Genomic DNA, 23,108 nt, shown 5'->3' with positions numbered 1-23,108 from the left:
GACTTCTTGTTGTAATCTAATGCGACGCAGATGCATTCACCAGCCCACCCCGTTCACATGAATTTCAGCACAGCACCAAACTTACATCAAATTTATGGCAAGCAGCGCGCTTTGTGTCCGATTACAGCGATTTATCACTCAAAAACAGTCACTTCTTCGTGGTGCGCTTCTCAGCGAGTATATTCTTGCCAAGCCGCGCCAGCGCGGCACGCAGAGCATCGTCTTCGATGCCATCCGTGGCCTTGTCGATCCGCCGTTCTTCGGACGGAGCCAGAGCCGCGAGCCGCTTTGCGCGTGGCTTGCCGGGCAATATTGGCGGCTTCTGCTCGATGCGAATGCGTCCAATGGCTGAAAAACCCAGAAATCCGTTGACCCGGCTGATGATCTCACCGGTCTCATGCTGAATCTGCAAGGCGGCAAACCCCTCGCAGGCGACAATCAGCGTCGCGGGACTGAACGGGTCATCCTCATGCAGGCGGCGCGGCCAGAGAATGCGCAAGGGGCGCGACGAAGCGCCAATCGCGGGGCCGACGATATCTTCCCATGATTGCAGCAGTGAAAGATTGATACCGGCGCGTTTTTGCAACATCGGATCGACCAGACCCGACGCCATATCCGCCAGCGGGCGAAAGCCCCGTTTGGATTTCGGTTCCCTCATCGCGCTCCATTATAGAAGCGAAACCACTCGACAAACAAAGGAATACCTTCGTCAAGTGTAATTTTGGGGCTGAAACCAAGGTCGCGCGCGGCAAGATCTATATCGGCATAAGTGCGCGGCACATCGGCGGCCGGCATCGGCTCCAGCCTGCGTATTGCCTCTTTGCCGGTCGCCTTTTCAATCGCGCCGATGAAATCATTGAGCATGACAGGCCGGTTATTGCCCAGATTATAAATGGGCGCGGTTGCTTCAGGCTGTGCCAGAATACGCCCTGCCGCCCCGACGACACCGCTGACGATATCGTCAATAAAGGTGAAATCGCGCTGCATCTGGCCGTTGTTGAAAACGCGGATCGGCTCGCCCTTGAGAATGGCCGATGTGAACAGCCACGGTGCCATATCGGGCCGTCCGAAGGGGCCGTAGACGGTGAAGAAGCGCAGGCCGGTGGAATGCAGCCCATGCACATGGCGATAGGAAAAAGCCAGCAATTCGCCGGAGCGCTTGGTCGCGGCATAGACCGAAACCGGATGATCTACGGGATCATTTTCGCTAAAGGGTATCTTTTCGTTCGCGCCATAGACGGAAGACGAGCTGGCATAAACTACCGGCGGGCGCTTTTCGAGTTTCAGCGCTGTCTCGAAAACCGTCACCTGCCCCATGACATTGGAGGAGATATAGGCGGCAGGATTTTCGATGGAATAGCGCACACCCGCCTGCGCTGCGAGATGGACGATGATATCCGCATCACGATCCGCGCCTATTGCCGCCTCGAAAGCTGCGACCTCGGCAATGTTGGCCTTTGCGAAGCGGAATCCCTGTCGCGCCTGCAAGATGGCAAGCCGCGCCTGCTTGAGTTCCACCGGATAATAGGCATTGAGATCGTCGATACCGACGGCCTGCCAGCCCTCATCGAGAAGCTGCAAGGCTGTATGAAAGCCGATGAAACCGGCGGCACCTGTCACTATTGCTTTCATAATGCTCGTTTCACGCGAAAATAGCTGGAAAGACCGGCCCGGCGTGCGGCCATGATCCGGCGCGAACAGGCCGCGTTCAATGCTGCCAGAAAGAACATGACCGATGCAATCGTCACTTCATGCAGAAGCGGATTATGCAACATGCCGTAACTTGTCGATATGACGAAAAAATAGATCAAAGCGCGACGCATTCCCCAACTCTCCGAAAAGCGCCAAATATGGGCAAAGAGAGAAAGAAAAGCCGTCAGCATCAGGACAAGCCCGATAATCCCGTCATTGAGCAACTCATCCAGAATGGTGTTGTGGACGTGGCGGAACCCTTCCAGCAATCGTGCCTGATCTCCCGCCTGCTGCCTGACCAAATCCATTTTTGAATAAGCGCCGACGCCTGTGACCGGATGCTGGACAATGATTTTTACGGCGCTCTCCCACATGACCCCGCGAATATCGGCGGATGCCTTGTCTTCCCATTTGGAACTATCGCCGCTGTCGTAATATTCGACCATGCCGGCAAAGCGCTTGGAAAGAATGTCGCCCACCGGGCCGACAATGATCAAAGCGGCCAATGCTGCCGCCAGCGCCGCATAGGCTGCGCCCTGTTGCCGGATGCTGAAACGTCTGAGGAAAAAGATTATCTCGACTGCCGCGAATATCGGCAGGACGACAATGACCGCGCGGGTTTCGGACGCCAACACCGCCGCCAATCCCAGCACCATCCAGTGCGGACCATTGGCAAGATAGCGTGGCGCCTTGTGCAGCGGGATTGAGGCCGAGATGGCGGCAACACCTGCGACGAAGGCAAAAACCGCCTGATTACCGCCAACCCCGATGCGCCCGCCATGGATGACGGCGAGATAAAAAGCAGCCAATACCGCGAGTATGGTGCCGACGCGCGCACCCACCACATAGGCGCGAAGCGGGTCACGCACCAGAACCATGCCGGGAGCCGCAAAGGCAAATACTGCAATCAGCAGCGCATAGCCAATCTGGCGATTGTCACTTAGCGGCTCACCACGAAACAGGATCAGGCCCAGCGACCAGGCCGCATAAAGCAGGATGAAAATATAGAATTTCCTGGCAAACAATCGCGCCGTCGCGTGCCGTCCGCAGGAGAGATAGATGCCGATGCAGGAAAACAGAAAAAGCAGGAGCGGACCCAGGCCGAAGCGGATGGGCATAGCCGCCGATGCGACGCCCAGCGCCCAGGTGTCTACTCTGCGGCGAACGAGGAATGATTTCTTTAAAAAGCTCAACCCCTGACCTCTCCCAAGCGCGTCATTCTCAATGCATAAGCGATTCGCCGTATATAGTCGGTTGCCCGAAACAAAAGCGTGCCAAGCCTCTTATAGGCTGGCAACCGGGTTTTGGCATAAACACCCCTGCCCTGCGCAATGGTCGAAATGGACGCACCTGACAGGGTCAATACAGGCTTGTCCGTGGTGAATATTTCGTACTGTCCTGCCCAACCGCGCTCCAGCTCCACATCGTAAGGCAAAGACATGACCCGGATTGCATCCAGCAATTTTTGCGCGCCTTCCCGCGATACGAGATAGGCAGCCGCACTGCCCAGAGGGCCATGCAGGCAACGACCGATAGAAAATTTTTCATCAACCTTTTGAAAACTGCGGAATGCCGGGGTGCGATGATTGACGAGTTTTATCACATCCCACCCGTGCAATTGCGTCGCTTTGGCAATAAAGGGTGCGAAAGCGGACGTGAAGCGGACGTCATCCTCGACAATAACCGCATAAGGTTCCGGTGCAGCAGCAATGATTTCGAGTGCCCTGATATGGCTAAAATAGCAGCCGATTTCAGCGGGCAACGGTATCTTTCCATGCCAGCGGCGAAAGCCTGCTTCGTCGAAATCAGCCAACACGTCCCTGTCGAGCAGCTTGCCCTCGACCGCTTCCACGCGGCGCAGATCGACAGAGTATTGATCTGCGCTGGCCTTCAGGCTCTCCCACCGGTCCCGCGAGCGTTCAAGATTGATTGCATAGACCGGGATGGAATTATCCAATGGCTCTCTTCTTTCGTATGCGCACCACATGATCGATAATGATATGACCGACAATGCACTTTATTATCTGTATCAATTCTAAAGGAAGGTCTTTAATCAAGATTCAAATGATTGCCCATAACTTAAATCATATGTTCTTATGCTGACCAGCCCCTCATTCGACCGAACAGACAAGCTGCTTGCATGGTATGATCGTCACCATCGCATATTGCCGTGGCGCGTCACGCCAACCGAGCAAATGCGCGGTGCCAAACCCGATCCCTATCGGGTTTGGCTGTCGGAAATCATGTTGCAGCAGACCACCGTCGAGGCCGTCAAATCCTATTTCACCGCTTTCGTGGAACGCTGGCCTGACATAGAGGCGATGGCGAAAGCCAGCGAAGACGATATTCTGCGCGCATGGGCGGGACTTGGCTATTATTCGCGCGCGCGCAATCTCAAGAAATGCGCGGACCTCGTCGCCACGCAATATAGTGGCAAGTTTCCCGCCAGCACCGCCGCGCTGAAAGAATTGCCGGGCATCGGCGATTATACGTCGGCGGCAATCGCGGCAATCGCATTCGGCGAACCGGCTGCGGTGGTTGACGGCAATGTGGAGCGCGTCATTTCGCGGCTCTTTGCAATCGACACGCCTTTGCCTGCGGCCAAGACGCAGATACGCGCATTGATGGGCGATATGACGCCACCCGCGCGGCCCGGAGATTTCGCGCAGGCCATGATGGATCTGGGGGCGACGATCTGTACGCCGCGCCGGCCAGCCTGTGCGATCTGCCCCATCAATGAGGGTTGCAAGGCGCTGGGCGAGCACGATCCGGAACAGTTTCCGCGCAAGGCTCCCAAGGCGCAAAAACCCGTCCGCACGGGTGCTGCCTTTATCGCCATCGCTGATGACGGTTCGATCCTGCTGCGCAAGCGCAAGGGCGAAGGACTGCTGGCAGGCATGACGGAAGTTCCCGGCAGCGGCTGGACCGCGCGGATCGACGGCGATGCGAGCATCGAAGCCGCACCATTCCCAGCCGGCTGGGTGGCGTCAGGCGTGATCACCCATGTTTTTACGCATTTTGAATTGCGGCTTTCGGTCTATTCAGCCCGCAATATCGCCCGGCATACGGCGGAAGACGGCTGGTGGTCCGCTCCTGAAGAGCTTGGCGGCGAAGCCCTGCCAACCGTCATGAAAAAGGCGATCACGGCAGCTATCCCAGGTGCGTTCAAGCAGCAGGCCAAACGCCACTGACAAAAAGGCGCTCGAACCTGACGATTCGAGCGCCTCGATATCAGACTGTGCTGGAGGCCGTCCGATTGAAATCTCTGGTCAGGCGCCCGCAGCCGCCATCTGGTCCCGGATGATCGTGCGCAGATCATCAATCGGCTTCAAAACGCCGTTTTCTTCAAAGTGCCAGAAAGTCCAGCCATTGCAGGCGTCGAACCCCTGAACCTTCGCACCCATGCGATGGATCGAACCGGCTTCGCCGTTCGCCGTCAACGTACCATCGGCGCGAACAATGGCAGCAAAACGGCGGCGCGCATCGCTAAGAACGGTACCAGGACGCAGAAGACCGGCTTCCATGATGGAGGTGAAGGCCACACGCGGTTCGGCCCGCTTTCCCGTCATCACCGTGAGTTCGGCCTTGCCGAGCGGCTCAACTACTTCGATACGTGCGGTCGCCGCGTCGATATAATCCTGCTCGCGCTCGATGCCGACGAAGTGGCGTCCGAGGCGCTTTGCCACCGCGCCGGTAGTGCCGGAGCCAAAGAATGGATCGAGAATGATATCACCGGGCTTGCTTGAGGCCATCATGATGCGGGCGAGCAACGCTTCGGGCTTCTGGGTCGGGTGCACCTTGTCGCCATTGTCATCTTTCAGACGCTCGGAGCCGGTGCAGATCGGAAACAGCCAGTCCGAGCGCATCTGCACATCATCATTAGCAGCTTTCATCGCTTCATAGTTGAAGGTATAGCCCTTGCCCTTCTGATCGCGCGAGGCCCAGATCAGCGTTTCATGCGCATTCTGGAAACGACGGCCGCGGAAGTTCGGCATCGGATTGGTCTTGCGCCAGATAATGTCGTTGAGCATCCAGAAGCCCAGATCCTGAAGCTGCGTACCGACGCGGAAAATATTGTGGTAGGAGCCGATGACCCAGATGGTGCCGTTTGGCTTAAGAACGCGGCGGCAGGCCAGCAGCCAGGCGCGGGTGAAGGCATCATAAGCCTGAAAGCTCTCGAACTGGTCCCAATGATCGTCAACCGCATTGACCTTTGACTGGTCCGGGCGGTGCAACTGGCCATCAAGCTGGAGATTATAGGGCGGGTCGGCAAAGATGACATCCACGGAATGATCTGGAAGGCGTTCCAGTGCGGAAACGCAATCACCCTTGATGATGGAGTCGAGCCAGGCATTACGCGGGGCCTCAATAGGCAACTCATGTGCAAGACGTACTAGGGACATGGGATACTCGATTACCTGTGGACGCGAAAAACTTGGCCCTATGGTTACTGGACAGGGTAAATATGCCGTTAACGCCAAGTGATTGAAATTGTAAACTTTTTCTTAACTCTCCCGCAAAGCCCCGCATTTGCGGGACTTTATGAACCGACAAGGCTTTGACAGTTTTGTTTGCGCCATCGTAAAGCCGTCAATTAAGTTCGGGGAAACTCAGGCGGCAGCTGCGACGATAAGGGCTGGTTATTTATTTTCGCCTATCATCTACTCAAGACTGGTTTGCTTCGGGAAATGTCCGGCAGGCCGCCCTTGTTTGCATTACCCGCCTGGTATTTGAGAATGAACATAAACCAATTGCGGCATAACCGATATTTACGGGTTCTTTTCGTGCCGTTCCGCATGCGCGCACTCGTACGCGGAAGCGAGTTCGGTCTTGTCATCGCAGGCGCCGCCATCGGCATTATTTCAGCCTTCGTCGTTGCCGCTATTGGCAGCATATCGCAATGGATGCATCAGGCACTGTTCAGTCTGGGCGAAGGCGAAAGGCTCAGCTCCGCCTTGCAGCTTCCCTCCACCGCCTTCATCGCACCGCTGGCAGGCGGCATATTGATGGGGATCGTCATCTGGGTTCTGGCGCGCTGGCGCAAAAGGCCCATAGTCGATCCCATCGAAGCCAATGCGTTGCATGGCGGCCATCTTTCGCTGACCGACAGTTTCATTCTGGTCGGACAGAATCTCATCGCCAACGGGTTCGGTTTATCGGTCGGCCTCGAAGCGGCCTATACGCAGCTTACCAGCGGTTTTGCCTCGCGGATCGGTCGCGCATTGAAACTTCGCCGCGCTGATCTGCGCACGCTTGTCGGCTGCGGGGCGGCTGCAGCAATCGCCAGCGCCTTCAATGCGCCGCTGACAGGGTCCTTCTATGCATTTGAACTCATTATCGGGGTTTATTCCATTGCAACCCTTGCGCCTGTGGTCGTTTCGGCCATCGTCAGCGCGCTCGTCACGCAGGCAATCGGCGGCGCGCCCTTCATCATACAGATCGGCGCTATCGATGGGGTTACGGCGCGCGACTACGTGCCGGCGCTGGTGTTGGGTTTCTTCGCAGCGGGCATTGCCATTCTCATCATGCGCGGCGTGACCTTCATCGAGCAGGCCGCGCGCAAAAGTACCATTCCGACCGTGCTGGCACCGGCACTTGGCGGCGTCCTTGTCGGCATAATCGCATTCGCTACGCCGCAGGTTCTGGCTTCAGGCCATGGAGCGCTGCATCTTGATCTTCACGCCGAACTGACCATTCCGATCCTTCTTCTGCTGATCTTCAGCAAGTCGCTCGCATCGGCGGTGACTATCGGTTCAGGCTTTCGCGGTGGCCTGTTCTTCGCCTCGCTGTTTCTGGGCGCATTGACCGGCAAGCTTTTTGCTGCCGTGATCGGCATGATGTCGCCGCTTGCGCTGGAGCCGCAGGTCTATGCGGTGATCGGCATGAGTTCGATGGCGGTCGCAATCGTCGGCGGTCCCATGACCATGACCTTTCTCGCGCTGGAAGTGACGGGCGACTTTCCCATTTCCATGCTGGTTCTGGGCGCCGTCGTCTCCTCGTCCCTGATGGTTAGAAAGACCTTCGGTTACTCATTCGCCACCTGGCGCTTTCACCTGCGCGGCGAGGCCATCCGCTCCGCCCATGATATCGGCTGGGTTCGCGATCTCACCGTGCAGCGCATGATGCGTCATGACGTGCGCACCGTGCCCATCGACACGGATATCGCAACCTTCCGGCACGATTTTCCGCTCGGCTCGACCCAGCGCGTAATCGCGGTCGATGGCAACGGTTGTTATGTGGGAATGATTCCGGTTCCGGAAGCTTATTCGGACAGTTTCGATACCGCCGATGGCGAGCGCGGCATCGCCGACCTGCTGCGGTACCAGGATGAATTCCTGCTGCCGCTGATGAACGCCAAGGAAGCGGTTGCGCGCTTCGACCGGGCGGAGAGCGAAGCGCTGGCAGTGATCAACAATGCGCAGGAACGTAAGGTACTGGGGCTTCTCACGGAAAGCCATACGCTGCGTCGCTATAGCGAGGAACTGGACCGCCGCCGCCGTGAAGTTTCTGGTGAAGTTTGACGCGATGCTCGTAAGGGTGTAGCTGAACGGCGTGATTTTCCGGCAATTGCCGGACCTCCTCCCCTTATAGCAAGAAGGCCAAATCTATGGCAGCTCCGTCCCTCATTATCTTCGACTGCGATGGCGTGCTGGTCGATTCCGAAATCATCGCGGCGGAAGTGGATGCCGTTCTTCTGACCGAAGCCGGTTTTGAGATTTCGCCCGACGAAGTGGCCGAACGCTTCGCCGGCCTGACGTGGCAGGATATCCTGCTCACCGTCGAGCGGGAAGCGGGCATTCCGATTTCCGCGTCGCTGCTGGACAAGTCGGAAAAGCTGCTCGACGAGCGGCTGAAAAATGAAGTTCAGGCAGTGGAAGATATTGTCGAGGTGGTTTCAGCCCTCAAGCTGCCGAAATGCATCTGCTCGAACTCGACCAGCAAGCGCCTTGAAATCATGCTCAAGCGCGTAGAACTCTACGATCTGTTCGCACCGAAAATTTTCTCGGCAAGAGAAGTGGGAACGAAGAAGTCCAAGCCTGCGCCGGATGTCTTTCTATATGCCGCGCAACAATTCGACGTCGATCCTGCCAATGTGATCGTGATCGAGGATTCCGCCCATGGCATTCACGGCGCACGCGCCGCTGGCATGCGGGTGATCGGTTTCACCGGCGGCGCACATACTTATCCGGGCCATGCCGACAAGCTGACCGATGCAGGCGCTGAAACTGTCATTCACCGCCACAAGGATCTGCCGAGCGTCATTGATGCCATGTCTGTCTGGGTCGATGCCTGATCCTGCGATGCAATCGATCAGGCCGCGCTGCGCTTGTTGCGGCCTTTAGGCTCTGCGTTGAGGGTCGCCAGCAATTTATCGGCTTCGCTCTCGTCGAGGCCGATAAGCAACCTGTCGCCAATAGAGGCGGGCTCGCCCGTTTCTATTTCGAAAATCGCCCAGGTATCCGTCGGCTCAAGCACACGTTCATATTTATGTTTCATGGCATAGACCAGCGCAGCTTATGATCCGCTGCATCCTCTCGTTTCGTCGCAGTTTCACAAGGCACCATTCCCTGCCTGTTTTCAGGGCGGCAATCTCGCTTGCAGCCGTTTTAGCGCAAACTTCTTGCTTTTCGCTTCATATCCACAATTCAATTTGATTAGAATTGTATAGATTTTTCCTATGGTTAATTTTGTTTCCCGCCTGGCTTGACCGAACGCCGGCGCCTTTTGCGCTGTGCGACAGCGCCGACAAGAGCCTGTGCGGCATTTGCATCCATCGGCCTGCCGAAGAGCCAGCCCTGCCCCGAAAGTCCGCCGCACAGGCCGCGCAAATATTCCAGTTGCGCCGGGGTTTCGATTCCTTCGACCACAATGTCCAGCCCATGCTCCTGCGCCATGGAAACAATCTGCGGGACAATCGAAACAGCCTCGCCCTCATTACCCACGGTTCGCGTGAACACCTTGTCGATCTTGATCGCATCGACATGAAGCTCGCCGAGATAGGCAAGATTCGAATAGCCAGTGCCGAAATCGTCGATGTAAATCCGGTGTCCCCGCTCGCGCAATTGCCTGATGCCGGCGGTGGCTCTGGCGAAATCGACCGCGGTGCGCTCGGTCAGTTCCAGTCCGATTTGCTGCGGCTCTATATCCGACGCATCAAGGCGTTGCCTGAGCGCATCCATGAAACCAGGATTTTGCAGATTGCTCGCCGTCATATTGATGTTGATGCGCAATGCGCGCTTCTGGCGAAGCAATTCACCCATTTCCTCGATCACGCGATCGAGCACATAGATCGTGATCTTATCGGCAAGGCCAATGGTTTCGGCGCGCGCGATGAAAATATCCGGCGGAATGAACTCGCCTTTTGTTATCTCCCAGCGAATCAGCGCTTCAAAGCCAACGGTCCTGCCGTCAGAGACGGTTACGATCGGCTGATAGACGAGGGCCAGCTTCTTTGCCGCCAGCGCCTTTTTAAGCATTGAATTGAGCGAGCGGTTCCGGCTTCGGTAATAAAGCCAGGCCATCACCACGCCGCCGCCGCCAAGCATTCCCAGGCTTGTGAACAATATGGGCAGCAGTTGGCCGGAAGGATTGCCCGATTCGGGGCTGGTTGCGAGGCTGATGCAGATGCCAGTCGCCGCATCGCAGCTCTGCTCTTGCAGCCCATTGCTCGAAGCGGCGGCTACATGCTCTCTCTTTGCGAAAAGGGTCGCCAGATTCTGTCCTTGCAGATAACCGTCCGGAAAACCGTAAAGCCGGGCGAATTGCGTCCGGTCCTCATTGGCCATGAAAATGGCGAAGGCATATTTGCGCGTCTTCATGGCGTCGAAGGCCACCGCGCTCAACACGATATTCGCGTCGCCATTTCCGATGACCGGACCGTGGCTGCCGGGCGTGATCAGATTCCTGTCGCGATAAATATATGTGCCGTCGCGAAGCCGCACATCTTCCGCCGAGCGCCTCGGTTCATCCGAAATATCACTGAGCAAGGTCGAACATAGCAGCCGGTCATCGCCGAGCCGACCGATATCCTTGATATGATAGCCAGAAAAAATAAGCTCGCGCAGATAGACCTTGTCTTCCCGCGAGCATTTTTCGAAAGGCGAACGATTAGCCTGGACGAGCGCCTTGCGGGCCGAAACCGCAATGCGGTCTGCATGGGCAGCGAGTGCGTGCATATAAGCATCCATGCCCACCTGCCTATCGCGAAGGCGGAAACTGTCTCCAGCCCATTTGCCCGCCATTCCCCCCAGCAGCAACAGGATGCAGATGACGAAAGTAACAGGCGAGAAGAAACCATTATGCTGAAACCGCATCAGTTGGCCTGCCTCGTCAATGTCCTCGATAACCAGCTTGAAATCTCCCGTATCGACTTCTCTACTTTAATAGACACAGTCAATCGGAAGCATCATATGAGATAAATTCCTGAATATATGATGAACATTCATATATTCCAATTTTTACGGAAGAGTAAATACATATGTTACGAATATTATATTTAGCAATATACAATAAATACTGATGTATAAAATGATTTCCTAATATAACGCAAGATAAATGAGATATATTTCAGGAGACGCATGAATCTTTCATGCGTCTCCATATTTACGGGTCCAAAGCGGGCCGCTATTACTTCGTATTATATGGCCCCTCGTCGAAACCGACGAAAATCTGCACATTCTGGCTCGCTGGCGCGGGGAAGGAAATACCCTTGTCATTAAAGACGAACTGGGTCGCCGTATCGGAGTTTGCGATATTCACAGTCTGCTTGTGCAGTTTGGAATAGACCACCTGACCTCCCTGCAACACCGCTACACGGATCGGCATGGTGATGTTGCCGCTCTTATATTTGGGGCCGGGCACGACCTTTCCGGCAGCGGCCACGTCGATGGTGATGTTGCCCGCGCCATATTGACAAGCGCGCGTCGTGTTGGTGAGCGCTGCCTGATAGATGACATGGGCCGGCTCCTTGTCGCCGCCCTTGTCATAGGTGTTGAAATAGGCTGTCCCTTCGCGCAGGGTCACTGTTGGACAATAGGCGCGAAGTTCGGATTCCCTGATGCGCTGATCCCCCGTCTCGGCGGACGATGAATCAGCGGATTTTTGAGTGCCGCTCGTCGTGCACCCTGCAAGTGCTGCGAGCAAAACCGTTGCAAGGACTGGAAACAACGATGAACGATTCTGTAATGCTTTCTGCATAAACCGGGCTTCCCTGCGCTGATCGACCTATTCTATATTAGAGCGCCGTGCATCCACCAGATGCATATCGCCCTGACGCGTGAGCGTAACATGATGGTGTTTTCCCGTTTTTTGACGCCAAGAGCAACCCCATCCCTCAAAGGATGCTTTAATTCTTGCGGCTTTTTTAGGGAGGCTCTATTGCATTGTGCGGTTCACTGCCACCCTGACCCGAAGTTGAAGGCTTGGAAATGAAATATATCAGCACACGCGGAGAAGCGCCCGTTCTGGGGTTCAGCGATGCATTGCTCGCCGGACTTGCCCGCGATGGTGGTCTCTATCTGCCGCAGGAATATCCGCAGTTTTCACCCGAACAGATCCGTGCGCTGCGTGGAAAATCCTATGAGGATATCGCGCTGGCCGTGCTGACGCCTTTTATCGGCGGCGAAATTCCGCAGGCCGATTTCGAGCGCATGGTGCGTGAAGCCTATGGGACATTCCGCCATGACGCCGTGTGCCCGCTGGTCCAGACCGACAGCAATGAATTCATTCTTGAGTTGTTCCACGGCCCGACCCTTGCCTTCAAGGATGTCGCCATGCAGTTGCTCGGGCGCATGATGGACCATGTTCTTGCGAGCCGTGGCGAGCGGGCGACAATCGTGGGCGCGACATCGGGCGACACCGGCGGCGCTGCTATCGAAGCCTTTGGCGGGCGCGACAATGTGGATATTTTCATCCTGTTTCCGCATGAGCGCGTGTCGCCGGTGCAGCAGCGCCAGATGACCAGTTCCGGCTTTACCAATGTGCATGCACTTTCCATCGAAGGCAATTTCGATGATTGCCAGAACCTTGTCAAAGCCATGTTCAACGATCTCGAATTCCGGGATCGCATGTCGCTTTCAGGCGTGAATTCGATCAACTGGGCGCGCATCATGCCGCAGATCGTCTATTATTTCACGAGCGCCTTGAGCCTCGGCGCGCCGGACCGCCCGGTCTCCTTCACCGTACCAACCGGCAATTTCGGCGATATTTTCGCGGGCTTTGTCGCCAGGCAGATGGGCCTTCCCATCGAGCAGCTCATCATCGCGACCAACGACAACGACATTCTTGCGCGTACGCTTGAGAGCGGCGCTTATGAAATGCGCGGCGTGGCGCAGACCACCTCGCCGTCGATGGATATCCAGATTTCATCCAATTTCGAGCGGCTGTTGTTCGAGGCGCATGGGCGCGATGCGGCAGCCGTACGCGGCCTGATGGACGGTCTCCGGCAGTCAGGCGGCTTCACCCTTTCGGAAAAGCCGCTTGCCGCCATTCGTAGCGGGTTTTTCGCCGGGCGCTCGAATGTCGCCGAAACAGCGAAAACCATCAAATCCGTACTGGAATCCGATGGTTATCTGCTCGATCCGCATTCAGCCATCGGCGTGAAGGTCGCTCGCGAAAAAGTGTCCGGCACCGCCCCGATGGTGATTCTGGCCACTGCGCATCCGGCCAAGTTCCCCGATGCCGTAAGGGATGCATGCGGGGTCGAGCCGCAGCTTCCGGCATGGCTTGCGGACCTGATGCAACGAAAAGAAAGTTTCACAGTTCTTCACAACGAGTTGAAAATCGTGGAAGAATACGTCTGCCGCCATTCCCGCGTGTGATAAAGCCGGAATTAAGAGCAGGAACCCGCATGGGACTATGGGAGCATTTTTCTGATGGGTGTTGAAGTAACGCGTCTTTCCAACGGCTTGACAATTGCCACTGATAATATGCCACATGTGGAAAGCGTCGCCTTGGGAATATGGGTCAAGGCTGGCGCCAGAAACGAAGCGCCGGACAAGCATGGCATCGCCCATCTTCTCGAACACATGGCGTTCAAGGGCACGAATAAGCGCACGGCGTGGCAGATCGCCTCGGACATCGAAAATGTCGGCGGTGAAATCAATGCGGCCACCAGCGTGGAAACCACGTCCTATTATGCCAGGGTGCTGCGCAACGACATGCCGCTGGCGATCGATATTCTTGCCGATATCATGACAGCTCCCAAATTCGACGAGGACGAACTGGAGCGCGAGAAGCAGGTCATCATGCAGGAGATCGGCGCGGCGCACGATACGCCCGACGATATCGTCTTCGACCGTTTTGCCGAAACCGCCTATCGCCATCAACCCCTCGGACGCGCCATTCTCGGCGAGCCGGAAACTGTGGCCTCTTTCACTTCCGCCGATCTGCGTCAATATATGGACGAGCAATACAGCGCCGACCGCATGGTCGTGACGGCAGCGGGCGGCGTGCATCATGACGAATTCGTGCGCGAAGTGGAAAAGCGGCTTGGCGGCTTCCGGGCCTTCAACACGGCCCCCACTCTCGATCTGGCGCATTATGTCGGCGGGGATTTTCGCGAGAATCGCGATTTGATGGACGCACAGGTGCTCATCGGCTTTGAGGGCCGCGCCTACCATGTGCGCGATTTCTATGCCTCGCAGCTTCTGTCAATGATCCTTGGCGGCGGCATGTCTTCACGCCTGTTTCAGGAAGTGCGCGAAAAGCGCGGCCTGTGCTATTCGGTCTACGCTTTTCACTGGGGCTTTTCCGATACGGGCCTGTTCGGCATTCATGCCGCGACGGGGCGTGACGAACTGGTGGAACTGCTGCCCGTCATTATCGGGGAATTGCACAAGGCAGCCGACGCGATCGACATCGAGGAAGTCGATCGGGCGCGGGCGCAATATAGTGCGAGCCTGCTCATGTCGCAGGAAAGTGCGGCAAGCCGCGCAGGCCAGATCGCGCGCCAGTTGCTGCTTTATGGCCGCCCGGTCGCCAATAGTGAGTTGCTGGATCGCCTGGCGCATATCACGCCCAAGCGCCTGACCGACCTGGCGGGACGCCTGTTCCTAGACAACAAGCCCACTATTGCCGGTGTCGGTCCTGTCGGACGCCTGATGAGCTTCGATGGCCTCAGCGATGCTCTTTCGACCAGTGCTCATACGAGGAAGATGGCTATTTAAGGGAATAGGCATAAGGGAACAGGGCGGTATGTTATGCTTGGTACACACTTCAACTTCCCAGTGCCATACTGCCTTATTCACCTATTGCCCTGGCTGATATGATCGGCCTGCCATTCCGCCGCAGTAATCCGACTATCCTTCGCGGTCCGCGCATTCATCTGCGCGAACCGGCAATGGGTGATTTTGCAGGCTGGGCCAGGCTGCGCGAACAAAGCCGCGCCTTTCTCACGCCTTGGGAGCCGTCATGGGCTGACGATGATCTCACCAAAAGTGCGTTCCGTCACAGGATAAGGCGCGTACAGGAGGAAATTTCGGACGGCACCGGCTATCCGTTCTTCATCTTCCGCAACAGCGACCGCCAACTGGTGGGCGGCATTACGCTTGGCAATATAAGGCGCGGCGTCGCGCAGAACTGCATGATCGGCTACTGGAGCGGCGCGCCATTCGCGGGCAAGGGCTATATGACCGAAGCTCTCTCGCTGGCGATTTCCTTTGCATTCGCAGAACTAAGGTTGCACCGGATTGAAGCTGCCTGTATTCCGCATAATGTTCGTTCAATACGGCTTCTCGAAAAAGCCGGATTTCAGAGAGAAGGACTCTTGCGCTCTTATCTCAAGATAAACGGCTTCTGGCAGGATCATCTGCTGTTTGCCCTGATAGAAGGCGACATACGCATGATCAATGGCAAGGTTGAACGCTCGTGAACGGTCTGACAGAAAGGTTGCTGACAAGTCTTGTGCGCTTTGTCGCGCTTGCCGTTATTCTGACCTTTTCGGCAACGCATGCATCAAGCGCGGAATCAATCAAGATTTCCAAGGAAGACACTGCCCTTGATCTGTCGCGCGCCGTCGAGCTGCTACGCAATCAGGGCGAAAGCGTTCAGGTTTCGACCGCCCCCGGCGCGGATGGCATCGTGCGCCGCATCGAAGTACAGGCCGACCCCAATTCCAACGCTTCCGGTGACTGGGCCGCTTTCTCCATTGCCAATCCGACCGACGAGCAAATCGACCGCCTGATCGTCGCACCGCATTACCGCCTGGTCGATTCGGGCATTATCTGGCCCGATCTCGGCTCGCCGCGCATTTCCTCGATCACGCCCAGTGAAGGCTTCGCGCTCGATCGCCAGCCAAGCGCCGATGCGGACGTCTTCCGCATAACGCTCAATCCGGGCACGGTGGTTACTTTCGTCGCCGAACTGTCGTCACACAACCTGCCGCAACTTTATCTATGGGAGCCGGAAGCCTACAAGGATGCGGTTAATTCCTACACGCTCTATCGCGGCATTTTGCTTGGCATTTCCGGCCTGCTGGCACTGTTCCTGACCATTCTTTTCGTGGTCAAGGGGACCTCGCTTTTCCCGGCTACGGCGGCGCTCGCCTGGGCGGTGCTCGCCTATATATGCGTCGATTTCGGCTTCTGGAACAAGCTGATGGAAATCACTTCCGGCAGCGAGCAAATCTGGCGAGCCGGAACCGAAGTGGCGCTGGCCGCTTCGCTGGTGATTTTCCTTTTCACCTATCTCAACCTCAATCGCTGGCACGATCATTTCAGCTATGGCGCGATTACATGGGTGCTCGGCCTGCTGGCGCTGGCGGGTGTCGCGGTCTTCGATCCGCCGGTGGCTTCGGGCATCGCGCGCATATCCCTAACCCTCACCGTGATTTCAGGGGTCGCCATTATCGGCTATCTCGCTGTCAAGGGCTATGATCGCGCGGTCATGCTGATCCCGGCATGGCTTCTTACGCTCATCTGGCTGCTGGGCGCATGGATGACCGTTTCCGGCAATCTCGATAATGACATCATCCAGCCGGCACTTGGCGGCGGTCTGGTGCTGATCGTCCTTCTGATCGGCTTCACCGTCATGCAGCACGCCTTTTCGGGCGGCGCGCTTCAGCAAGGGCTGCTCTCGGACATGGAGCGGCAGGCGCTCGCCGTCATCGGCGCAGGCGATATCGTCTGGGACTGGGATGTCCCGCGCGACCGCGTGGTGACGACGCCCGACATCGCCAATTATCTGGGCAGCACGGCCAGTTCCCTGCAAGGGCCGGTGCGCAACTGGCTTCCCGTGATGCATGGCGATGACCGTGACCGTTTCCGCTCAACGCTCGACGCCATTCTGGAAAACCGGCGCGGGCGCATCGGCCAGATTTTTCGCCTGCGTGCCAATGACGGCCATTATCACTGGTATGCGCTGCGCGCGCGCCCGGTGATCGGCTCGGATGGCGAGGTCGTACGCTGCGTGGGCACGCTCATCAATGTCACCGAACAGAAGAAAGCCGAAGAGCGGCTGCTGCATGATGCGGTGCACGACAATCTCACCGGCCTGCCCAATCGCGAGCTTTTCCTCGACCGCCTGAGCAATGTCATGAACATGGCGCGCGGCGAAAGCAGGCTGCATCCAACAGTCTTCATCATCGATATAGACCGCTTCAAGCAGGTTAATGACAGTCTGGGTATGTCAGCAGGCGATACCATCCTGCTCACCATCTCGCGCCGCCTCTCGCGCCTGATGAAACCGCAGGATACGCTTTCGCGCCTTTCCTCCGACCAGTTCGGCCTGCTGCTTGCCTCTGAAAGCGATCCGGGCCGCATCGCCTCTTTTGCCGAAGCACTGCGTCAGGCGGTTCGCGCGCCGATCGCCTATGCCAAGCGGGAAATCGTGCTGACGGCCTCTGTCGGCCTCATCACATGGACAAAGACCGCTTCCACCGCAGAAGACTTCGTCAAGGATGCGGAACTGGCCATGCATCAGGCCAAGCGCTTCGGCGGCGACCGCATCGAACCCTTCCGCCCGGCTTTCCGGGCCATCGGCAGCGACAAGCTGCAACTGGAATCCGATCTGCGCCGCGCACTGGAGCGCGACGAGATCAGCCTCGTCTATCAGCCGATCGTCAGGATGGAAGAAGGCGATATTGCCGGTTTTGAAGCGTTGATGCGCTGGGAACACCCACGGCGGGGTACAATTTCGCCATCGGAATTCATCCCCATTGCTGAAAGCTCCGGCCTGATCGTGCAGCTTGGCCTGTTCGCCATCCAGCGTTCCGCCGAAGATCTGTTCGCATGGCAGGAGCAGTTTCCGAAGATCGAACTGTTCGTCTCGGTCAATCTGTCGAGCACGCAACTGATCCGGCAAGACCTTATCAATGATGTGCGTTCGGTGCTCTCGCGCATTCATCTTCGTCCCGGCAGCCTCAAGCTGGAACTGACCGAATCCGTGCTGATGGAAAATCCGGAGCAATCGGCGCATGTGCTCACGCGCCTCAAGACGATGGGCATTGGCCTGTCGCTCGACGATTTCGGCACTGGCTATTCGTCGCTGGCCTACCTTACGCGCTTTCCGTTCGATATCATCAAAATCGACCGCTCTTTCGTCAAGGGCGACAAGCCGCAGAAAACCACGCTCCTGCGCTCCATCGTGAGCATGGCCCACGACCTTGGCCTCGCCGTTGTCACCGAAGGCGTCGAAAGCGAAAGCGATGCGCTGCAATTGCGCCAGATGGGCTGCGAATATGTGCAGAGCTTCATGTTCGGCCAGCCATCAAGCCGCGAAGAAGCCACCCGCATGATCAAGGAACAGCTCGACGCGGACGCGGCCTGAGTTTTGGAAAAGTCACGCGTGGCCAGCGTCGGAAACGAGCCGTGACATATCGATGCCCATCTGGGCCATCAGCCGGTCGTATTTGCCGGTAATGTCGCTGTCGAAAAGCATGTCCATCGGGGCGGGACAGGTGAGCCAGCCATTTTCGGTAAATTCCAGATCGAGCTGCCCCGGCGCCCAGCCGGAATAGCCGAGCGTCATCAGCGCCTGCGCCGGTCCCCGCCCGCCATAGATGGCACGCAGAATATCGACGGTCGCGGTCAGACAGACATCTTCTGCCACCGGCATGGTCGAATCCACCATATAGTCATCAGTATGGAGCACAAACCCGCGCGAACGGTCGACGGGACCGCCATTGCGCACGATCATATGCCGCGCACTTTCGGGCAGTACGATCAGATCGTCGTCATCGATGACGCCTATCTGTTGAAGAAGTTCGGGAAAGCCGACCGGCTGAAGCTGGTTGATGATGAAGCCCATCGCCCCTTCTTCGGAATGGGCGCAAATATAGACCACCGCACGGGCAAACCGCTCGTCGTTCATTCCGGGCATGGCAAGCAGGAATTGCCCGTTCAAGAACCCCTGCTCCTGATTCAGCTTCCGCAAAATGGTCATATATAGAAGGTAGCAAGCCTGCACGAAATAACAATATCATTTCAGCCTCACGCGAAAATCTTGTGACCGACCGATGCCCTGAGACTTGAAGGAGCCATTATTTTAATCCACCTTCACGGCATGAAAATCAAAGCCCACCTGCTTGTGCCAATCGCCTTTCTCGCCCTGCTCGCGCCAGCGCAGGCTTCGACCTCAGACTGGACGCAAACGCCGGGCGGACGGGTTCGCATTCTCATCGAGGATAGCAGCACCAAAGGCGAATTACGCGGCGCGTTGCAGATCGAATTGCGACCGGGCTGGAAAACCTATTGGCGAAATCCGGGCGATGCGGGCGTGCCACCCCAGATTACCGTTTCGGGCGACGGCAAGGCACGCATCGACTTTCCGGTTCCGGTGCGCTTCGGCGCTGGCTATGAAGGGGGGGTGGGCTATACACAGCCGGTCTCGTTGCCTCTGACATTCACGATCAAGCCGAGCGACAAGCACCTCAAGGGCAATGTTTTTCTGGGTATCTGTGAGAAGATATGCATACCCGTGCTGGCCGAATTCGATCTTCCCCTACCAGAGCGCGCAGAAGCCTCCTCACCGCAGGCTATCGCAACGCGTACGATCATCCAGACCGCATTCGACCGCCTGCCCTCCCCTGCCTCCAGCAATTTCGGCGTCAGTGAAGCCAGCCATCATCAAGACCGGATCATATTCGAGCTCGCCCTGCCCGATGCTGCCGCTCCGGCGCAGCTTTTCATTGCAAGCAATGAATTGAGCCCTTTGGACGCGGTGCCCGAAGTGCAGGAACAAAATTCGCGTTTTGCAGCCAAGTTTCGCGGCAACGCAAAAGCAGGAGCCGCAATCGACTATACGCTGGTGCAAAACGGCCAGGCGGTTTCAGGCAGCGTCAAACTCGATTGAAGTTCGACTTATATAATCGTTAAACTGTGGCGCGCTTTTCGTTACGAAGGCGATTCGCCTCATTCTTCCCAGGAGAGATAATATGACGATCAAAGTTGGTGACAGGCTGCCTGAAGCAACCTTCAAGGTAAAGACGGCGGACGGCGTCAAGGACATGACCGCCGACGAGGTCTTCAAGGGCAAAAAGGTCGTTCTCTTTGCCGTTCCGGGCGCTTTCACCCCGACCTGCAATCTCAACCACCTGCCCGGTTATCTCGAAAACCGTGACGCCATTCTCGCAAAGGGTGTGGACCAGATTGCAGTCGTCGCCGTCAACGATCCTTTCGTGATGGGCGCATGGGCCGAAGCTTCGGGCGGCGAAGGCAAGATCCTCTTCCTCGCCGACGGCAGCGCCGATTTCGCCAGGGCCGCGGGTCTTGATCTCGACCTGTCGGGCGGTGGCCTCGGTGTGCGTTCCAAGCGCTATTCGGCAATCATCGAAGACGGCGTGGTCAAGGCGCTCAACATCGAAGAGCAGCCGGGACAGGCTGTTACATCCAGCGCAAGCGCGCTTCTCGAACAGCTCTGATTTAGAGCGCCGATCTGATTCAGTCAGATCGAAACGCGCTCTAAGAAGGGCGGCACAAGCCGCCCTTTTATTTTACTTTCAGAGAATGATGGCCGGAATATTTAAACGGCTCCATGCCTGCACGGGCCAGTTCATCGGCGCGCTCGTTTTCGGGATGGCCAGCGTGTCCCTTGACCCAGTGCCAGCGGACAGTATGCGGCTTTCGCGCCTCGTCCAGCGCCTGCCAGAGTTCGGCATTCTTGACCGGCTTTTTAGCCGAAGTTCGCCAGCCATTGCGCTTCCAGCCTTCGATCCAGCCGGAAATGCCGTCACGCACATAGACCGAATCCGTATAAAGGTCGACTTCGCATGGCTCCTTTAACGCACTGAGCGCGGAAATCGCCGCCATAAGCTCCATGCGGTTATTGGTGGTGTCGGCTTCGCCGCCCTTCAATTCCTTCTCGTTGCCGTTCCAGCGCAGCACGGCGCCCCAGCCGCCGGGGCCAGGATTGCCAGAGCAGGCACCATCCGTAAAAGCTTCGATGTGCTTCACGCAACCGCCCCCTGCATTGCCAGACCATATTCGCTCGCTGAGCGGATCTGGCGGTGGAAACGCATGCGACGGACATATTCCATCGGGTCTTTTTTGGTCACGAAGCTGCCATCGGGTACAGTCAGCCAGTCATAAAGACGGGTAAGCATGAAGCGTAACGCCGCACCGCGCGCAAGGATCGGCAGGGCTTCGATTTCCGCCTGCGACAGCGGACGCACGGTATTATAACCGCGCAAAAATGCCGTTCCCTTGGTGAGATTAAAGGAAAAGTCCTTCTCGAAACACCATGCATTCAGGCAGACGGCCACGTCATAGGCCAGAATATCCGTGCAGGCGAAATAGAAATCGATGAAGCCCGACAGCTTGTCATCGAGGAAGAACACATTGTCAGGGAAGAGATCGGCGTGGATAACGCCTTCGGGCAGGCCGGTGGGCCAGTTTTTTTCAAGGAACAGGAGGTCGGCTTCAGCCTCCGCCACCAGCCCCGGTTCGACCGTATCGGCGCGCTCTTTCGACAGGTCCCACAGCGGACGCCAGTCGGGCAGTGTCAGGCCGTTACGGCGGCGCATGGTGAAGTCGCTGCCCGCAAGATGCATATGGGCCAGCCCTTCACCCACGGCTTCGCAATGGGCAACCGTGGGACGGCGCATCCACACGCCTTCCAGAAATGTGACGATTGCCGCGGGACGACCCGCAAGCTCGCCGATCACCGCGCCGTCGCGCCGCACCACCGGCTGCGGGCAGTCGAGACCGCGCTGCGCCAGATGCTGCATCAGATTGAGGAAAAATGGCAAGTCGCCGCGATTGACCCGCTTTTCGTAGAGCGTGAGAATGAAAGCGCCCGCGCTCGTATGCAGCAGATAGTTGGTATTCTCCACGCCCTCGGCAATGCCCTTATAAGAGGTCAGCGTGCCGATATCATATTGCTCAAGAAATGCGCCAAGCTCGATTTCGTTGATGTCTGTATAGACGGCCATGCCGCTTATTTCCCCTGCGCAAATTTCGGTATTGCGACGACTCGATTGTCGCCGTTGACGAATGCCATATCCTTCGTCGTCAGTTCTACATCGCGTATTTCACGATTGACGAGAAAATTCTCGGTTTCTACGACCGTCTCAGCCAGTTCTATCTTCGCATCGAAGCGCTGGCGGAATGCGTCGATGATTTCATCGACGATGATTTCCGGCGCCGAAGCGCCTGCCGAAAGGCCAACCACGGAAATATCGCCAAGCTTGCCCCATTCGATTTCAGCGGCGCGCTGCACCAGCAGAGACATGCGCGCGCCAGCCTTTACCGCCACTTCCACTAGACGTCGGGAATTGGACGAGTTGGGCGCACCGACGATCAGGAACAGATCGCAGCCGGGGGCTGCGGCACGTACCGCATCCTGCCGGTTGGTGGTGGCATAACAGATCGATTCCGCCGCCGGTGCGGTGAGCTTGGGAAACCGCGCCTGCAACTCTTCGATGATACCGGCTGTGTCATCCACGGAGAGCGTTGTCTGGGTGACGAAGCCGAGATTGTCCTCATCCGCAAACGAGCAGGTCCGCGCATCCTCGACCGTTTCGATCAGCGTCACTGCGCCTTCGGGCAATTGCCCCATCGTGCCGATGACTTCGGGGTGGCCGGAATGGCCGATCAGAATGACATGGCGGCCAAGGCGCTGATGGCGCATGGCCTGCTTGTGCACCTTGGACACCAACGGGCAGGTCGCGTCGAGATAAAAGAGGTTCTTGGATTCGGCATCCGCCGGCACGGATTTCGGCACGCCATGGGCGGAAAAGACCACCGGTTGGCCGCGATGCTCCGCTGGGATCTCATCGAGTTCCTCGACGAAAATCGCGCCCCGTGATTGCAGCCCCTCGACCACATAGCGATTATGCACGATCTCGTGGCGCACATAGACCGGAGCGCCATATTTCTTCAGTGCCAGCACGACAATCTGGATAGCCCGGTCAACACCTGCGCAAAAGCCGCGCGGGCCGCAAAGGCGTATTTCCAGAGGGGGGCGTTGGTCAGACATAAAGT

The 23,108-nt window shown here is 57.2% G+C and carries 21 protein-coding genes; 9 read left to right on the top strand and 12 right to left on the bottom strand.

Translation table 11 applies throughout. The features are described from left to right. Nucleotides 1-148 precede the first annotated feature (148 nt). Genes KUG47_RS03650 through KUG47_RS03635 form a run of 4 tightly spaced genes read right to left on the bottom strand, consistent with a single transcriptional unit; the run spans nt 149 to nt 3,649 of the window. Entirely contained in the window at nt 149-658 is a 510-nt protein-coding gene (locus tag KUG47_RS03650; protein WP_217676568.1) for a DUF721 domain-containing protein, read from the bottom strand. Continuing rightward, nucleotides 655-1,632, bottom strand: a complete 978-nt coding sequence (locus KUG47_RS03645; RefSeq protein ID WP_217676567.1) for an NAD-dependent epimerase/dehydratase family protein — start codon at nt 1,630-1,632, stop codon at nt 655-657. Before KUG47_RS03645 ends, KUG47_RS03650 begins: the two co-directional genes overlap by 4 nt. Next, nucleotides 1,629-2,885 carry an O-antigen ligase family protein gene (locus KUG47_RS03640; protein ID WP_217676566.1) on the bottom strand — a complete coding sequence of 419 codons (1,257 nt, stop codon included), beginning with the start codon at nt 2,883-2,885 and terminating at the stop codon, nt 1,629-1,631. The genes KUG47_RS03645 and KUG47_RS03640 overlap by 4 nt, the downstream gene beginning before the upstream one ends. Next, the gene (locus KUG47_RS03635) at nt 2,882-3,649 is read right to left on the bottom strand and encodes a glycosyltransferase family 25 protein (protein ID WP_217676565.1); all 768 of its coding nucleotides are present in this window, start codon (nt 3,647-3,649) and stop codon (nt 2,882-2,884) included. The genes KUG47_RS03640 and KUG47_RS03635 overlap by 4 nt, the downstream gene beginning before the upstream one ends. A 139-nt stretch (nt 3,650-3,788) precedes the next feature. Between KUG47_RS03635 and mutY the strand changes: the two genes are divergently transcribed. Beyond that, nucleotides 3,789-4,883, top strand: coding sequence for an A/G-specific adenine glycosylase (gene mutY, locus KUG47_RS03630; protein WP_217676564.1), 1,095 nt, complete (start codon nt 3,789-3,791; stop codon nt 4,881-4,883). A gap of 78 nt (nt 4,884-4,961) precedes the next feature. Here mutY and KUG47_RS03625 read toward each other — a convergent pair whose 3' ends face one another. After that, nucleotides 4,962-6,095 (bottom strand): site-specific DNA-methyltransferase, encoded by a 1,134-nt coding sequence (locus KUG47_RS03625; protein WP_217676563.1) that lies wholly within the window; start codon nt 6,093-6,095, stop codon nt 4,962-4,964. A 333-nt stretch (nt 6,096-6,428) separates the two neighbouring features. Between KUG47_RS03625 and KUG47_RS03620 the strand changes: the two genes are divergently transcribed. Together KUG47_RS03620 and KUG47_RS03615 are read left to right on the top strand one after the other, a co-directional pair. Next, nucleotides 6,429-8,213, top strand: coding sequence for a chloride channel protein (locus KUG47_RS03620; RefSeq protein WP_217676562.1), 1,785 nt, complete (start codon nt 6,429-6,431; stop codon nt 8,211-8,213). Nucleotides 8,214-8,299: 86 nt separating this feature from the next. Beyond that, nucleotides 8,300-8,986: an HAD family hydrolase gene (locus KUG47_RS03615; RefSeq protein WP_217676561.1), complete on the top strand. Its 687-nt coding sequence runs from the start codon at nt 8,300-8,302 to the stop codon at nt 8,984-8,986. 17 nt (nt 8,987-9,003) lie between these two features. Here KUG47_RS03615 and KUG47_RS03610 read toward each other — a convergent pair whose 3' ends face one another. The 3 genes from KUG47_RS03610 to KUG47_RS03600 form a co-directional block, all read right to left on the bottom strand. After that, entirely contained in the window at nt 9,004-9,189 is a 186-nt protein-coding gene (locus tag KUG47_RS03610; protein ID WP_217676560.1) for a hypothetical protein, read from the bottom strand. A 185-nt stretch (nt 9,190-9,374) separates the two neighbouring features. Next, the gene (locus tag KUG47_RS03605; RefSeq protein WP_217676559.1) at nt 9,375-11,006 is read right to left on the bottom strand and encodes an EAL domain-containing protein; all 1,632 of its coding nucleotides are present in this window, start codon (nt 11,004-11,006) and stop codon (nt 9,375-9,377) included. Nucleotides 11,007-11,319: 313 nt separating this feature from the next. After that, a complete protein-coding gene (locus KUG47_RS03600) occupies nt 11,320-11,889 on the bottom strand; it encodes a hypothetical protein (protein WP_217676558.1) in 570 nt (189 codons plus the stop codon). Nucleotides 11,890-12,119: 230 nt separating this feature from the next. Here KUG47_RS03600 and thrC point away from each other — a divergent pair, with 230 nt between their 5' ends. The 4 genes from thrC to KUG47_RS03580 all read left to right on the top strand — a co-directional run bounded on the left by thrC (nt 12,120) and on the right by KUG47_RS03580 (nt 18,456). Next, complete coding sequence (gene thrC / locus KUG47_RS03595) at nt 12,120-13,511, top strand: threonine synthase (RefSeq protein WP_217676557.1); 1,392 nt, start codon at nt 12,120-12,122, stop codon at nt 13,509-13,511. 54 nt (nt 13,512-13,565) lie between these two features. Then, a complete protein-coding gene (locus tag KUG47_RS03590; RefSeq protein ID WP_217676556.1) occupies nt 13,566-14,858 on the top strand; it encodes a M16 family metallopeptidase in 1,293 nt (430 codons plus the stop codon). Nucleotides 14,859-14,956: 98 nt separating this feature from the next. After that, nucleotides 14,957-15,562: a GNAT family N-acetyltransferase gene (locus KUG47_RS03585; RefSeq protein WP_217676555.1), complete on the top strand. Its 606-nt coding sequence runs from the start codon at nt 14,957-14,959 to the stop codon at nt 15,560-15,562. After that, nucleotides 15,559-18,456: an EAL domain-containing protein gene (locus tag KUG47_RS03580; RefSeq protein WP_217676554.1), complete on the top strand. Its 2,898-nt coding sequence runs from the start codon at nt 15,559-15,561 to the stop codon at nt 18,454-18,456. The genes KUG47_RS03585 and KUG47_RS03580 overlap by 4 nt, the downstream gene beginning before the upstream one ends. 12 nt (nt 18,457-18,468) lie before the next feature. Here KUG47_RS03580 and KUG47_RS03575 read toward each other — a convergent pair whose 3' ends face one another. Then, the gene (locus KUG47_RS03575) at nt 18,469-19,071 is read right to left on the bottom strand and encodes a YqgE/AlgH family protein (RefSeq protein WP_217676553.1); all 603 of its coding nucleotides are present in this window, start codon (nt 19,069-19,071) and stop codon (nt 18,469-18,471) included. A 120-nt stretch (nt 19,072-19,191) separates the two neighbouring features. Here KUG47_RS03575 and KUG47_RS03570 point away from each other — a divergent pair, with 120 nt between their 5' ends. Then, nucleotides 19,192-19,980 (top strand): protein-disulfide reductase DsbD domain-containing protein, encoded by a 789-nt coding sequence (locus tag KUG47_RS03570; protein WP_217676552.1) that lies wholly within the window; start codon nt 19,192-19,194, stop codon nt 19,978-19,980. 82 nt (nt 19,981-20,062) lie between these two features. Then, nucleotides 20,063-20,548, top strand: coding sequence for a peroxiredoxin (locus tag KUG47_RS03565; protein WP_217676551.1), 486 nt, complete (start codon nt 20,063-20,065; stop codon nt 20,546-20,548). Nucleotides 20,549-20,615: 67 nt separating this feature from the next. Here the strand turns inward: KUG47_RS03565 and rnhA are convergent, their stop codons facing one another. From rnhA to ispH, 3 genes are read right to left on the bottom strand one after another with little or no spacing between them, the layout of a single operon-like run. Continuing rightward, nucleotides 20,616-21,080 carry a ribonuclease HI gene (gene rnhA, locus KUG47_RS03560; RefSeq protein WP_217676550.1) on the bottom strand — a complete coding sequence of 155 codons (465 nt, stop codon included), beginning with the start codon at nt 21,078-21,080 and terminating at the stop codon, nt 20,616-20,618. Further along, nucleotides 21,077-22,057: a homoserine kinase gene (locus KUG47_RS03555; RefSeq protein WP_217676549.1), complete on the bottom strand. Its 981-nt coding sequence runs from the start codon at nt 22,055-22,057 to the stop codon at nt 21,077-21,079. The genes rnhA and KUG47_RS03555 overlap by 4 nt, the downstream gene beginning before the upstream one ends. A gap of 5 nt (nt 22,058-22,062) precedes the next feature. Further along, entirely contained in the window at nt 22,063-23,103 is a 1,041-nt protein-coding gene (ispH, locus tag KUG47_RS03550) for a 4-hydroxy-3-methylbut-2-enyl diphosphate reductase (protein ID WP_217676548.1), read from the bottom strand. Nucleotides 23,104-23,108 lie beyond the last annotated feature (5 nt).

The organism is Falsochrobactrum tianjinense (assembly GCF_019100495.1).
Lineage (GTDB): Bacteria > Pseudomonadota > Alphaproteobacteria > Rhizobiales > Rhizobiaceae > Brucella > Brucella tianjinense.
The sequence above is the reverse complement of the archived record's forward strand: the minus strand, read 5'-3'. Positions and strand labels throughout refer to the sequence as shown.